This window comes from bacterium (genome assembly GCA_016703265.1).
GTDB lineage: Bacteria > Krumholzibacteriota > Krumholzibacteriia > LZORAL124-64-63 > LZORAL124-64-63 > CAINDZ01.
The window spans coordinates 161432-175213 of the sequence record JADJCK010000006.1 but is presented as its reverse complement, the minus strand read 5'-3'; the positions used below and the strand labels follow the sequence as shown (position 1 = coordinate 175213).

Genomic DNA, 13782 nt, shown 5'->3' with positions numbered 1-13782 from the left:
CCCACGGTAGCGATTCTCGACCCGGGGTCTCGGTAACGACGAGGCAGCGATGATCTCCCCGCTGGATCCGCAGGACATCGCCATCGACGAGGAGGCAGCGCAGAGCCGCGCCCGCGTGGCGATCTGCCTGATCTCGTTCCTCGTCTTCAGCGGCATCGGCCTCAAGCAGGGTCTCGATCACAGCGTCACCCTGATCCAGGGCCTGGCGACGATCATCAACTACCTCGTGTTCTCGACGCTCTGGTACGCCATGGTACGCCGGCACCCGGGACAGTGGCCGCGCCGCCGCTACGTGACGCTGCTGGCCGACCTCGGCATCATGACGTTCTTCATGCACCTGGGCGGGGCGAAGGTGGCCTCGTTCTATCCCATCATCCTGTGGGTGATCATCGGCAACGGCATCCGCTTCGGGGAACGCTTCCTGAAGGTCGGCATCGTCGCCGGCAGCCTGGGCTTCGGTTCGCTGCTGATGTGGGACGAATACTGGAGCACGCACCTGAACGTCGGCGTGGGGCTGTTCATCGGCATCATCGTCCTGCCGGTCTTCTTCCTGGGCGTGTTGCGGCGGTTGCGCCAGGTGTCCGAGCTGAAGATCGAACTCGCGCAGTCGCGGCTGGCCGACAAGGCCAAGGACCAGTTCCTGGCCACGATGAGCCATGAGATCCGCACCCCGATGAACGGCGTGCTCGGCATGGCCGAGACGCTCAGCGCGACGAACCTCGACACCCAGCAACGAGAGTACCTGCACATCATCACGCGATCCGTCGAGTCGCTGCTGAACATCATCAACGACATCCTCGACTACTCGAAGATCACCTCCAGCAGCCTGGCACTGGAATCGGTGCCGGTCGACCTGGAGCAGGTCCTCGGCGACATCCACTCCCTGCTGCGGACTTCGGCCGAGAACCAGGGCATCGAGCTGGAGTTCGAGGTCGAGCCGGCCGCGCACGGCTGGTTCCTGGGCGATCCCACGCGCATCCGCCAGATCGTGCTGAACCTGGTGGGCAATGCGATCAAGTTCACGCAGCGCGGCGGCGTCCGTGTCACCTGCCGCGCCGGCGAGTTCGCCGACGGCTGCAACCTGGAACTGAAGATCCGCGACAGCGGCATCGGCATTCCCGCCGACCGCCTGGGCGCCATCTTCCGCCAGTTCGAGCAGGCAGATAATTCAACGACGCGGCGCTACGGCGGCACCGGGCTCGGCCTGGCGATCAGCCGCAAGCTGGCGCGCATGATGGGCGGCGACATCGCCGTCAAGTCGACCGAAGGCAAGGGCTCGACGTTCACGGTCCTGCTCCGGCTCGAGCGCACCGAGAAGCCCGTCGCCGTGCCGGTGCCCGAGCCGGCCGTGCTGCCGGACTTCGGCCTGCGCGCCCTGGTCGCCGAGGACAACAAGTTCAACCAGGTCGTGGTGCGGAACCTGGCCAAGCGCATCGGGATCAGCGTGGACATCGCCGAGAACGGTGCCGAGGCGGTGCGGATGGTGGGCGAGGGCGCATACGACCTGGTCCTGATGGACATCCGCATGCCGGTCATGAACGGCTACGAGGCCGCGGCGCGGATCCGCGCGCGCGGTGACGAGATCGCCAGCATCCCGATCCTTGCGGTGACGGCGGAGGCCACGAAAGCGGATATCCAGCAGTGCCTGGACGCCGGGATGGACCAGCACCTCTCGAAGCCGCTCCGCATCGCCGACGTCGCGGCTGCTGTCCAGCGGCTCGGCCTGCGCGCTCGCCAGCTCGCCTAGGCGCCGCCGGCAGCGGACTCCGCTCGAATTCCCGACGGGTACTTCCGCCTCAGGCCCGGCCCTCCAGGGCCGCCGGCGGATCCTGTTCCATCTGCTGCTTCTGCTGCTGCAGGCGCCGGTTCTGGGCCGCCACGAGATGCTCGATCATCCGGAGGTCGCGCTCGTGGAGCCGCAGCGCCGTATCCACCCAGATCTTCGTGATCGTGATGAGCTCCTCGTAAGTCACCGGGTTGATGACCTGCTTCAGGCGATTCATCGCGTTGTGGGCGTTGCCGCGTTTCTGGTGACGGCGGATGAAGTGTTCGACGGCATGCTGGCCGTGCCCGTCCTCGACCACGATGTCGACCAGTCCGAGTTCCTGCATGCGGCGCGCAGTCATCAACTCGCCGCTCATGATGATGCGTTCGGCAACGTCCGGGCTCAGGCGCCGGATGAGGAAGCTGTAGGCGCCCATGCCGGGGATCAGGTTGAACAGCACCTCGGGCAGGCCGAACTCAGCGCTCTTCTCGGCGATGACGACATGGCTCGATATCGCGGCCTCGAATCCGCCGCCGAGGGCGTCGCCCTGGACCAGCGTGATCGTCGTCATCGGCAGCTCGAAGCTGATGCAGTTGGGGTAGAGGACGTCGATGCACGCCTTGGCGTAGCGGAACAGTCCTTCGCGATCCTGGTTGCGGATCATCCCGGCAAACAGCTGCAGGTCGCCCCCCAGGTTGAACACCCCGGGTACGGTGCTGGCCAGGATCATGTAGCGGATGGGCAGCGACTCGCCGTCGGTTCCCGGTCCCAGGTTGACCTGCTCGACGCGATGCTGGAAACGGCGCAGCTCGTCCAGGAGATCGAGGTTGAAGCAGGGCCGCCCGCGCGGTCGCAGGCTGTACCACAGGGCATGCTGCTCCGGGTCGAACCGGACCACCAGTTGGTCGTAGGGGCCCCAGACCCGCGGCAGTCCGTACGGTTGCTTCACGATCGTCTCCCCGGGCGAGGTGGGTTGAGGATCAAAGTCTAGCATTGGCTCCGTCGGGTCGTAAACATTTGCCGGCAATGGATTTGTAGGGATTATCTTTAGAAGATGCATGAGCGTCCGGCACCCATAGGCCTCAATGCCGGTCCGGTTTGGCCGAAACCAAGGGTGGAAAGGACGGCGTCGCGATGCGGAATCGCCCAGGTTCCCGAACCCGCTCCGCCAGTGCCCATGAGCCCGATTTCACGTTGGTCGGAACAACCGACCGGGACGTTGACCGAATACCGCGAGAGCGCGGACCGGCAGCAGGTCCGCGAGTGGGGGCTGCGCGCGGGGCGGCAGTTGGAGGAGGGCAGGTCCACGACGCCGAGATCACCCTGAGGATGGCCCTGTCCAAGCTCCCCGGCGACCCGCGCTGCCGATCCCTGCTGGCGATCTGCCTGGCCACCGAGCGCGGCAAGCTGGTCACCGCAGAGAAGCTGGCGCGCGGCGTGCTGGCCCAGGATCCGGATGACGCGGTGGCGCACTATGCACTGGGCCGCGTCCTGCTCGAAGGCAAGCAGCGCCGTCAGGCGTTCCGCGAGTTCGCGAAGGCCCGCGCTCTGGCGACCGGCGACAAGGCGCTTCGCGCCTCGGTGGCGCGCCAGGATCCGCGCCGCTCGCCGGTGTTCCCGGCGCTGCCACGCGACCACGGGCTGAACATCTTCTTCGGCCGCCTCTTCCGCCGCTTCGGCCAGGGCAACTGACCGCGGCGATTCGGGATCAGCGGCGGCGCCAGGCCGTCAACTGGCTCACCGTGTGCTGGTGCTTGCGCCTGGTCTCGCGGATCACGAAAGGCACGTCGCGCGGCTCGCCGACCGCGTCGAACGTGCCGGCCAGCTGGGTGCGCAGCGCCGCCAGCGTCGTCAGGTTTTCCCCGTCGACCTTCCTGCCGCCGAGCCACTTGTCGCGCGGCGTGAACTCCTCGAGCCAGGTGTAGGGCGAAAGGATCACCAGCAGCCCGCCGCTCCGCACGCGCGCGCCGATATCGGCGATGAATCGCGCCGGGTCGTACAGGCGGGCGATCAGGTTCGCCGCCAGCACCAGGTCGTAGCCGGTGTGCTGCGGCTTGAGGTTGTGCGCGTCGCCCTGGCGGAACTCGACCCGGCCGACCACCGCACCCAGTCCAAGCGCCTCGAGCGTGCACTCGCGGTACGACACCAGTTCGCCCTCGTCGGGCACCGCATAGCGGATCGCCCCGTTCTCCTGGAGCTGGTGACAAACCCGGATGAACCGCGCGGAGAAATCGATGCCCGTCACGTGCGTGCAGAATCGCGCCATCTCGAAGCTGGCCCGCCCCGTCGCGCAGCCGAGGTCCAGGGCGCGCTCCAGCGTACGGCCGCCTGCCAGTTCACGGCAGATCTCGGCGCAGCGCACCGCGAAATTGGGCACGCCGAACAGTGTCTCGCCGTAGTGGAATTCACAGTACTGGGCCACCAGTTCATCGGTCTCGTAGATGTCGTCACGTACATCGACCGGCTGCTCGGAATCGACGTAGCGGAAACCGGCATGCTGGAAGAAATGTCGCCGGAAAGCGTAGCGGCTGTGGCGTGTGGCCTCGTTGCCGGTCGAGATCCAGCTGCCGCCCTTCATCAGGTTGTGCTTGTTGTCGAACGTCGGCGTCGAGAAGTCGTCATAGAGCGGGTGCACCGCGAAGCCGGGAAATCCGCTGATCGGCGTCTCCGTCCACTGCCAGACGTTGCCCAGCATGTCGCCGATGCCGGCGTGCAGGTGGGCGTCCACCGGAGTCGACGACGCCCAGCCTGCCAGCTCGATGTTGCCGGGAGGCGCCGCGCGGTCGGGCTGGTCGGGCAGGCCCACCTGATCCAGCAGGCGGTACCACTCCGCTTCGGTGGGCAGGCGGATGGGGCGGCCGTCCCGGGCCGCCTTCCAGTTGCAGAATGCCTTCGCCTCGAGCTGGTTCACTTCGACCGGCCAGTTGTCCGGCAGCGGAATCTCCTCGGCCAGGCAGCGCAGGTTCCAGCCGCCGTCATCACGTCGCACCCAGAACAGGGGGTGGGTCGCCTGGCGGAACTGGCGCCAGGCCCAGCCTTCGCCCGTCCACCAGCGTTCGTCGGTGTAGCCGCCGTCGTCCATGAAGGCGCGGAACTCGGCATGGCTCACCAGGAGCGACCCGGCCCGGAACGAGGCGACGGTCACGTCACGGTGGCCGTATTCGTTGTCCCAGCCGTAGAGCACATGGTCGTGCTCCTTGCCCAGGCGAACCGGACCACCGGCCACCTCGGTCCAGCCGGGAGAGGGAGCCGGCCCGCGGTCCGGGCAAATGGGCCAATCCGGCCGGGGTCGTACCAGTTCAAGGGGCAACTGGCGCATGAGCACCGAACTGGTCTCGAGGTGGATGCGCTCGTGCTCGGTGCCCATCAGGATCGTCCACATCGGGTCGTCCCAGCCGATGGGCATCGGTACGGGGAGCCGGGCGATCGTCTCCTCGATCACGGCGCGCACCTGGTTGCGGTAGGCGAACACTTCGGCCACCGGCGGCCAGTCGTACAGGCGTTCGTCGAGGTCATCCCAGCTCATCTCGTCGACACCGATGGCGAAGATCGACTCGAAGCGCGGGTTCACCCGCCCGGGAATGAGGCCGGCCAGCAGCAGCTTGTTCACGAAGAACACGGCGGTGTGCCCGAGGTAGAAGACGAGCGGATGGCGCAGCGGGTCGGCACGCCGGTAGTACGCCTCGTCGCTCGCCATGATCGTGAACAGGCGTTCGTAGGTTTCCCAGCTGTCGCGAAAGCAGGCGAGGATCTCGGCGCGCTTGTCCTCGGCGGACTGTCCCTGGGCAGCGTCGAGGCGGACGGACGGTCTGGCCGGCTTCAGCATGCGGAACCCCCGTTGGGTCGTCTCTGAATGCAGTTGTTTAAGTTTTGCCGTTCACGCCAAGATAGGACATGGCCGGGCCGCACGCCCGCGCTAATCCGCGGGCCCGGCACTTGCTTCGCTTGCGAAACCGGGCGAACCGGTCGAGAATGGCAACGGTCCGGCACACACATATCACAGAGGCTCCGGCCTGCGGGGAAGTCTGCCACCATGTCCGACCAGCTGAATGCCATCGTCACGCAACGCATCGAAGTCGCGCCCGGCCTCATCATCCTCAGGGTCAGCCCGGACGGCTGGGACCTGCCGGGGTTCGAGGCCGGCCAGTTCGCGGTGCTCGGGCTGCCCCAGTCGGCGCCGCGCGCCTTGATGTCCGACGCCGAGGAGTCGACCGACGCCCCGGACCGCCTGATCCGCCGTGCCTATTCGATCGCTTCGTCCTCCCTCGAGAAGAGCTACCTCGAGTTCTACGTCACGCTCGTGCATTCGGGCCGGCTCACACCCCGGCTGTTCGCCCTGCAGGCCGGCGACCGAGTGCACCTCGGCAGGAAGTTCAGCGGCACCTTCACGCTCGACCAGGTCCCCGAAGGAAGCGATCTCGTGCTGGTGGCCACGGGCACGGGCCTGGCGCCGTACATGAGCATGCTGCGCAGCGAGATCACCTGCCACCTCGAGGCGCGCACGACCGTCGTGCTCGGTGCCAGGCACACCTGGGATCTCGGCTACCGCGGCGAGCTGACGGCGATGCAGCGCTTCTGCCCGACCTTCCACTACATACCCGTCGTCAGTCGCCCCGAAGAGGAACTGACGCGCTGGCACGGCCACACCGGCTACGTCCAGGACGTGTGGGAGCGGGGGCTCATCGGCCAGGTCTGGGGACGGCAACCGGATCCCGCGCGGTGCCATGTGCTGCTGTGCGGCGGGCCACGCATGATCGAGAGCATGCTGGCCGTCCTTACCGCCTCGGGCTTCCGCGAACATACGAAGGATGCGCCGGGACAGATCCACGTCGAGAAATACTGGTAGGAGCGCCCGGGCCTCACGGCGCCTGACGGAGGGGACCATGGACACACTAGATGCCGTTGCCGCCCGGCGGTCGATCCACAAGTTCGACCCCGCGCACGTGATGCCGGAGGAGGATATCACGCGCCTGCTCGAGGCGGCGATCCTGTCGCCCACCTCCTTCAATATCCAGAACTGGCGATTCGTCGCCGTGACCGACGCGACGGTGAAGGCCGAGATCCGCCGCGCGGGCTGGAACCAGCCCCAGTTCTCCGAGTGCTCGCTGCTGCTCCTCATCTGCGGTGACCGCGACGCGTACCGGCAGGACCCGGCGCGCTATTGCGCTTCGGCGCCACCGCCGGCGCGCGAGCGGATCGTGAAGTCGATCCTTGCCGTCTATGGCTCGAGCGAGGGACTGCGGCGTGACGAGAACCTCCGTTCGGGCGGCATCGCCGCGCAGACGATCATGCTCGTGGCCAAGGCGATGGGCTACGACACCTGCCCGATGATCGGCTTCGATCCCGTCGAGGTGGCGCGTATCATCGGGCTGCCGGCCGACCACGACATCGTGGTGGCGGTGGCGGTGGGGAAGGCACTGGAACCCGCGCGGGCCCGCGGCGGGCAATTGCCCCTGTCCGACGTGGTGCGCAGGGATCGCTTCTAGCCGGGGGCCGGGTCGCCCCGGTCCCGGCACCGATCGCCCTAGCGCCGGCCGCCGGCGCCGCCCTTGCCGGGGGCCTGACCCGGCTTGTTCCAGTCGTGCTCCGGATTGTTGAACTCGGAGAAGTCGGAACGGCCGCCCATGTGATGGTTCCGCGCCCATTCGTCCTCGATGCGGCGCAATCGCCGGGCCGCCATCGCGAAGGCGGCCGCCATCACCAGCAGCACGGCGGCATCGACTCCCGCTCCGCCGTCCGCTGCCGGCACCAGCACGCGCAACAACGCCTTGGCCAGACCCAGTCCGGCGGCCGCCCCCAGGATGCGGGCGGTGCCCGGGCCCAGGGCCCCGGCCGCCAGGATCGCGAAGACAATCACGGCCAGGAGCCGGCCCACGGTCAGCGCCACCGGCGACACCGGCGGCTGCGAACGCCCGTAGAGCATGTAGAGGAGATAGCCGGCCTGGAGGACATGCATGAGCGCCACGGCCAGGCCTGCGCGAGGCAGGATGCCCGCGATGCAGGACCAGCCGAAGCCCGTACCCACCAGGCCGAGCCGAGGATGTAGGCCAGCCAGCCGGCCACGATGACGCCGTCGCGCGACCCGGTGTCGGGCCGCCCACCAGCAGGCCGACCAGGGCGAGCAGGGCGCCCAGCGCGAGCAGCGCCGTGCCGCCGGCCAACAGGAGGCTGCCGCGGAATCCGCCATTGGCTTCCCGCCAGGCGTCGGTCCTTTGTGTCTGGTTCATCGTCACCCGCTGGTTCCTTTCCCCGTCTACCCGACCGGAGGCGCTTCCGGCACCGGGCGCGACAATACGCTGTTGCCGACAGTGCCGACAAGCTCTACCGGCATCCGCGGCCGTGGTGGACACGGGCGACCGGGAGCGATACTCTTGCCGCCATGAAGATCGCTTTCATCGGCACCCACGGCGTGGGCAAGACCACGCTTTGTTTCGAACTGGCGGCCGCCCTCAAGCGGCTGGACCTGAGCGTCGACCTTGTCAAGGAGGTGGCGCGCGCGTGTCCGCTGCCCATCAACCGCGATACCACCGACGCCGCCCAGAACTGGATCCTGCATTCGCAGGTGGCGCGCGAGATCGAACTTGCCGGTGCCTATGACATGATCGTCTGCGACCGCTCGGTCGTGGACAACTACGCCTATATGGTGCAAGCAGCGGGCCGGAGACCGGAGCTGGAACCGTTCATCCGCCACTGGTTGACCACCTACGGACTCCTCGTCAAGGTGCCGGTGGTCGCGCCGCCCACGTTCGACGGCACGCGCGACACCTCGGTCGAGTTCCAGCTGGCCATCGATCGTACCCTCGATACGCTCCTGGCCGAGTTTGCGGTGCCGGTCTTCGGGCTGCCTCCCGACGCCCGGGACACCTGGGTCGGGCACGTGCTGGCCAGGCTCGACCTGCCGCCCTCGCCACCCCAGCTGGGGCTTTTTGGTTGAACAAAGACCGGATTTGCCTATATTGCCTGCGCTCCCCGACCGACCCCACCGCCGGAACCAAACGACCGGAACGGGATTTGCGAGGAACCAGAGTCCGCCGTACGGCCCCATGGCCCCGGGAACGGCCGGATGGGGCCCTTCGCGGCTCAGGCACGTGCCGCAGCGGTCCCCGGCAGTCAGCCCATTGGAGTGCAACACCTTGTCGGACAACATCCTGCGTGTGATGACGTTCAACCTGTTGACGGCCACCAAGAAGCGTCGCAGCCATCCCTGGCGCCTGCGCAAGCGGAACATCGCGCGGATCTTCGAGCGCATGCAGCCCGATGTCGTGGGCACCCAGGAGGCAAATTACAAGCAACTGCTGGAACTGGCCGAGCTGCTGCCGGACTACGCCTTCGTGGGCGAAGGCAATCTGGGGCCCGAGCGTGCCGACGACGAGGAAAGCTGGTACTGCGCCATCTTCTACCGCAAGGACCGCGTCCGGCCGGCCGGGGGCGACCAGGCGGCCGATGTCCTGTGGCTGTCGCCGACGCCGGAAGTGCCCGCGTCGCAGTACCATCTCGGGACGCGACCGCGCCTTGTCACCTGGCACACCTTTGAGCTCGTCGACAGTGGCCGCAAGTTCGTGTTCGGCACCACGCACCTCGAGGCGGTCAATCGCTGGCATCGCCAGCGGAGCGCCCGGCAATTGCGCGACTACGTCAATCGCAAGGTGGAGGAAATGGGGCCGCTGGTGCCCGTGTTCCTGACCGGCGACTTCAATGCAGGCGCCGGTTCGCGCGAGATCCGCGCCATGGTCGCCCAGCACGACCAGGACGAGCCGCTGTATGATGCCTGGGCCGAGGCGGGCCGTGAGCAGGCGCCCACGGCAGCGCGCAGCGCCACGTTCCGCGGACTCGGCCTGCGCGACCGCGTCGGGCACCGCCTGTTGGGACCGAGGCGCATCGATTACGTGTTTTTCCGGCCGCGCCTGACCATTCGCGCCGTGAACCGCGTCGACTACGAGGACATGGAACACCGCGAGTACGCGCTGCCTTCGGATCATTACCCCGTGCTGGCCGAATTCGCCCTGGCCGGCTGAACAGGGAGTTGGGCGCATGGATGCCTCGGGCGCGCATCGCGACGAGATCCTCCGGTTGATCCCCGGCCCGGTGGCCGTGGTCGGCGCCGCCACCGCCGGCGTTCTCGGCGGCCTGACGGCTTCCTGGGTGACGCGGGTCTCGCAGGAACCGCCGCTGCTGCTGGTGGCGATCGGTCGCGAGCGCTACACCTGGCAGCTGTTGCGCGGCGCCACGCACTTCACGATCTCGCTGCTCGGTGAAGGCCAGGTCGCCGAGGCCCGGCTGTTCGGCCTGCGTTCGCGCCGTGACGTGGACAAGTGGGCCCTTGTCGAGCACGACCTGCTGGGGCCTGGCGTCCCGGCCCTGCGACTCTGCGCGGCGCGCTTCCTCTGCGCCGTCGAGGGACGCCTTTCCACCGGCGACCACGACTGCCTGGTGGGGCGCGTCGACGAGGCCTGGCGCGGGGCTGCACCATCGGCATTGCCCCTGCGCGGGGCCGACTATGCGCCTGGTCCCTGAGGCCTCCTGCCGCCGCTTGCGGCGGGCCGGGCCTGTGGTAACATGAACGTACCGGCCGCCACGGCCGCCTGAGCTGACTGGGCTGTTGGGCGAGCCGGAGCATTGCCAGCCGAATCCCAAGGAGGCCCGAGCATGGATACCGCCCGTTCGCGGCATGCCAGAGATTTTCTTCCCGAAGCCATCCGATCGCTGCCCCTGGTCGAGTTGCCGGTATCCGGCGCCACGGGCTATTGCCTGCAGGATGACCAGAAGCAGGTCGTGTTCTTCGCCTTCGATGAAGGCGTCAGTTTCCCGGACCACTCGCACTGCGAACAGCGTGGCCTGGTGATCGCCGGCGAGATGACCATCGAGATCGAGGGCCAGACCAATCTCTACCAGGCCGGTGACCAGTACGTGGTGCCCGACGGGGTGACGCATCGCGCCAGCTTCAGCCAGCCGACCGTGCTGATCGACATGTCCGACGCACCGAATCGCTACAGCGTCTACCGCTGAACGCGACGCGGCGGGCCAGAGCAGAGCGACCGGTCCTGCCGCTGGGCGGGACCGGTCGCTGCTTCATCCGGCTCTTCGATCCGGGTCATCGATCCGTGTCATCGGGCCAGGCTCAGGCCGGTCCGATGGTGACCTCCACACCGACGGCCGCGTGCAGGTAGCGCGCGGCGGCGTCGCGCAGTTCGGTTGCCGAGCACGCGCGGACCTGGGCGACGAGAGCGGACAGTTCCTCGGTCCCGCGGCCGTACATGATGTCGCGCTGAGCCCGCGAGACGCGCGAGGCATTGGCCTGGCTGCCGATCACCAGGCCACCTGCCAGCTCGCTGCGGGCACGCTCCCATTCCTCGGCGGGCACCGGCGATTCGGCCAGGGAGATCATCTCCTGCCGCAGCGCGTCACGCGCCTGGTCCGCCGTTTCCGGCGCCGTCAGCACGTAGCCCACGAGCACGCCCTGGCCGAAACCCGAAGTGCCGACGACGCCCGCGTTGTAGCACAGCGAACGGCGGTTGCGCAGGCGTTCGAACAAACGTCCGCTCTGGCCGTTCAGCACCTGCCGCAGCAGCATCAGGGGCACGCGGTCGTCGCTGTCGGCAAAGGGCCCGGGCCAACCGAGCAGGACCACGGACTGGTTCTGCGCCCGCGTCATGCGCTCGCTCTCGATGCCGTGCAGCTTCCGGACGGGACCCGGTCTCGGTGCCGCAGCACCGGCCGCCGGAAGTCGCCCGACGATCTCGCTGAACAGGAACTGCAGTCGATCCGGGTCGATGTCCCCGGAGGCGACAACCTGCAGACGACCTGCACACCAGGCCGCGCGGTGCCGCGCGCGCACCTGCTCGACATTGATCGCGGACAGGCTGGCTGGCGATCCGGGCAGCGCACGACCGTAGGGGTGGTCGCCGTAGATCATCTCGCGCAGCTTCAGCATCGCCGACTGCAGCGGGTTGTCGGCCACCGCAGCCAGTTGCTCGCGCGCCAGGCGCTTTTCCTGCTCCAGCTCCGGTTCCAGGAAGGCGGGATCGATGATCGCATCCGCCAGTCGCGCCAGCGCCGGCTCCAGGCGATCCGCCAGCGCAGTCAGGAAGAGCCCGCCGAAGTCCCGGTCGACGATCGGCGACAGCGAGGCTCCGTCGTCCTCGATGAGCTGGTTGAACGCCTCGGCAGACAGGCCGGCCGCACCGCGGATCAGGGCCTGGTGCGCCAGTGCGGCCAGTCCGGCATCGGCAGCGGTCTCGCCGGCCGCACCGCCGGAAACGGCCACCGCCAGCGCCACCACGGGCACGGCCCGGTCGACGCGGCAATACAGGCGGCTTCCGTCGACAAGTTCGTCTGTCGTGAAGCACGGAACGGCAGCCGCCGTTGCCGGGCGGGGACGCAGCGTGGTCGCGCCGGCCGTCGGCGCGGAAAGCCCGGCCGTGGGCGCCGCGGCATCGGGCAGGACTCCCGCCAGGAGCGCCACGAGACCGTCGACGTCCGCCGGCAGGCCGGCCGCGGCCAGGTCGGTGTCGCGGGGCACGTAGATGACGCAGGCCAGGTTGCCCAGCCGGAACACTTCACGCGCATACGCCGACACGTCGGCCGGCGTCACGGCGGCGACGCGCGCGGGGAACGCGAACGCCCCGGCGAGGTCGTTGCCGATGGCGTGGTGTCCGATCGTCGAGGCCTGGCCCTGCACCGTCTCGAGCCCGAACAGGTGCCCGCGCGCCGTACGCCGCGCCGCCCTCGCCAGTTCCTCGGGCGTGCAACCGCCGTCGCCCGGCGCCCGTCCCAGCTCACCCAGAAGGCGCGCGCACTCGCGCACCGCCGCCGCAAGGCGGTCCACCGAGGTCTCGAGATCCACCAGGACCACACCTTCGCGCGGGCCGGTTTCGGTCATGACGGCGTAATCGTCGACGAGCTTGAGCTCTTCCTGGAGGCGACGGTACAGGCGGCACGTGCGGCCGTCGTTCAGCGCGCGCTGCGCCACCGCCAGGACGGGGTCGAGTCCCGACGCTTCGCCCGGCGCCGTGAAGATGAGCTTGGCATAGGCCCGCTTGAGGTCACCGGTCTCGACGCGCAGTCGCGGCGCCGTGCGACGCGGTTCCAGCGGCGGGTCGGCAAGGATCGCATTCCCGTCGCCTGCGTCCGGCGCATCCGTCCGGACCGGGAATGCGGCGCCGAGTTGGGCGAAGACCGCCTGCGGATCCACGTCGCCGACCACCACGGCGACCATGTTCGTCGGGTGGTAGGCGGAGCGCCAATAGGCCATGACGCGCTCGCGGGGGCACGTCAGCAGGTTTTCATCCTGGCCCCCGATCGGATGGCGGTAGGGACTGCTGTCGAAGGCGAGCTCCAGGCCCCAGCGCCAGGTGACGCCGAACCCGAAGGGGATGTCGTCGTACATGTGATTCTCGTGCACGAGCACCTTGCGCTCGGCCTCGAGTGATTCCGGATCGAAGACCGAGTGCTGCAGGGCGTCGGCCAGGATGTCGATCGCGACGGGCAGCTGCGCTGCCGGTACCGTGATGTGGTAGTTGGTGGTCTCGTAGCCTGTGCCCGCATTCGTCGAGCCGCCGGCGGACGCCACCTCGAGCGCGAAGTCGCTCTCGCCGCGCCGCTGCGTACCCTTGAACAGCATGTGCTCGATGCCGTGCGACCAGCCGCGCAGCGCCTCGGGCTCCCGATTGGATCCCACGCCGACCCAGATGTTGCAGACGGCGACAGGGGTGCGCGCATCACGGCGAATGGCGACGCGCAGCCCGCCGGGCAGGCGCCCGGTGTAGAGGTCGGCGGCCAGGGAACAGGGCTGAAGGCCGGCGGCGGGGAAGACATCGTCGCTCATGGCGTCCTTTCTCGAAGTCGTGGGCACAGGCGGCGGAGCCCCATTATCGGCCGCTGCCGCCGGAAGTCCACCCGTGATCGCGGCGATCGACCGGACGGGGCTGGCGAAGCTGCCGCCGCTCTGCGAGGTTGACGGGATACTTGAAGGTTCCGACAATCGGTGGTGGCCCAGTGGCCGCCTTCGCACCGGCCGG

The 13782-nt window shown here is 68.4% G+C and carries 12 protein-coding genes; 8 read left to right on the top strand and 4 right to left on the bottom strand.

Annotation, left to right across the window (positions count from 1 at the left end; translation table 11 throughout):
- Window positions 1–49: 49 nt before the first annotated feature.
- On the top strand, window positions 50–1747 hold the full coding sequence (locus IPG61_12605) for a response regulator (GenBank protein ID MBK6734896.1): 1698 nt from the start codon (window positions 50–52) through the stop codon (window positions 1745–1747).
- A 49-nt stretch (window positions 1748–1796) separates the two neighbouring features.
- On the opposite strand, the gene IPG61_12600 is transcribed toward IPG61_12605, so the two are convergent.
- A complete protein-coding gene (locus tag IPG61_12600; GenBank protein MBK6734895.1) occupies window positions 1797–2759 on the bottom strand; it encodes a crotonase/enoyl-CoA hydratase family protein in 963 nt (320 codons plus the stop codon).
- Window positions 2760–3094: 335 nt separating this feature from the next.
- On the opposite strand from IPG61_12600, the gene IPG61_12595 reads away from it, so the two are divergent.
- Window positions 3095–3457: a tetratricopeptide repeat protein gene (locus tag IPG61_12595; GenBank protein ID MBK6734894.1), complete on the top strand. Its 363-nt coding sequence runs from the start codon at window positions 3095–3097 to the stop codon at window positions 3455–3457.
- Between the two features lie 16 nt (window positions 3458–3473).
- On the opposite strand, the gene ovoA is transcribed toward IPG61_12595, so the two are convergent.
- Entirely contained in the window at window positions 3474–5591 is a 2118-nt protein-coding gene (gene ovoA / locus IPG61_12590) for a 5-histidylcysteine sulfoxide synthase (protein ID MBK6734893.1), read from the bottom strand.
- Window positions 5592–5798: 207 nt separating this feature from the next.
- Here ovoA and IPG61_12585 point away from each other — a divergent pair, with 207 nt between their 5' ends.
- Both IPG61_12585 and IPG61_12580 read left to right on the top strand, forming a co-directional pair.
- Window positions 5799–6611 carry a ferredoxin--NADP reductase gene (locus IPG61_12585; GenBank protein MBK6734892.1) on the top strand — a complete coding sequence of 271 codons (813 nt, stop codon included), beginning with the start codon at window positions 5799–5801 and terminating at the stop codon, window positions 6609–6611.
- 37 nt (window positions 6612–6648) lie between these two features.
- A complete protein-coding gene (locus IPG61_12580) occupies window positions 6649–7251 on the top strand; it encodes a nitroreductase family protein (GenBank protein ID MBK6734891.1) in 603 nt (200 codons plus the stop codon).
- A 38-nt stretch (window positions 7252–7289) separates the two neighbouring features.
- Here the strand turns inward: IPG61_12580 and IPG61_12575 are convergent, their stop codons facing one another.
- Window positions 7290–7790, bottom strand: coding sequence for a hypothetical protein (locus IPG61_12575; GenBank protein ID MBK6734890.1), 501 nt, complete (start codon window positions 7788–7790; stop codon window positions 7290–7292).
- A 354-nt stretch (window positions 7791–8144) separates the two neighbouring features.
- Here IPG61_12575 and IPG61_12570 point away from each other — a divergent pair, with 354 nt between their 5' ends.
- The 4 genes from IPG61_12570 to IPG61_12555 all read left to right on the top strand — a co-directional run bounded on the left by IPG61_12570 (window position 8145) and on the right by IPG61_12555 (window position 10771).
- Complete coding sequence (locus IPG61_12570) at window positions 8145–8699, top strand: ATP-binding protein (GenBank protein MBK6734889.1); 555 nt, start codon at window positions 8145–8147, stop codon at window positions 8697–8699.
- A 199-nt stretch (window positions 8700–8898) separates the two neighbouring features.
- Window positions 8899–9780 carry an endonuclease/exonuclease/phosphatase family protein gene (locus IPG61_12565; protein ID MBK6734888.1) on the top strand — a complete coding sequence of 294 codons (882 nt, stop codon included), beginning with the start codon at window positions 8899–8901 and terminating at the stop codon, window positions 9778–9780.
- Between the two features lie 16 nt (window positions 9781–9796).
- Window positions 9797–10279 carry a flavin reductase family protein gene (locus IPG61_12560; GenBank protein ID MBK6734887.1) on the top strand — a complete coding sequence of 161 codons (483 nt, stop codon included), beginning with the start codon at window positions 9797–9799 and terminating at the stop codon, window positions 10277–10279.
- Window positions 10280–10411: 132 nt separating this feature from the next.
- Window positions 10412–10771: a cupin domain-containing protein gene (locus tag IPG61_12555; protein MBK6734886.1), complete on the top strand. Its 360-nt coding sequence runs from the start codon at window positions 10412–10414 to the stop codon at window positions 10769–10771.
- 112 nt (window positions 10772–10883) lie between these two features.
- Here the strand turns inward: IPG61_12555 and IPG61_12550 are convergent, their stop codons facing one another.
- The gene (locus tag IPG61_12550; GenBank protein MBK6734885.1) at window positions 10884–13589 is read right to left on the bottom strand and encodes an insulinase family protein; all 2706 of its coding nucleotides are present in this window, start codon (window positions 13587–13589) and stop codon (window positions 10884–10886) included.
- Window positions 13590–13782 lie beyond the last annotated feature (193 nt).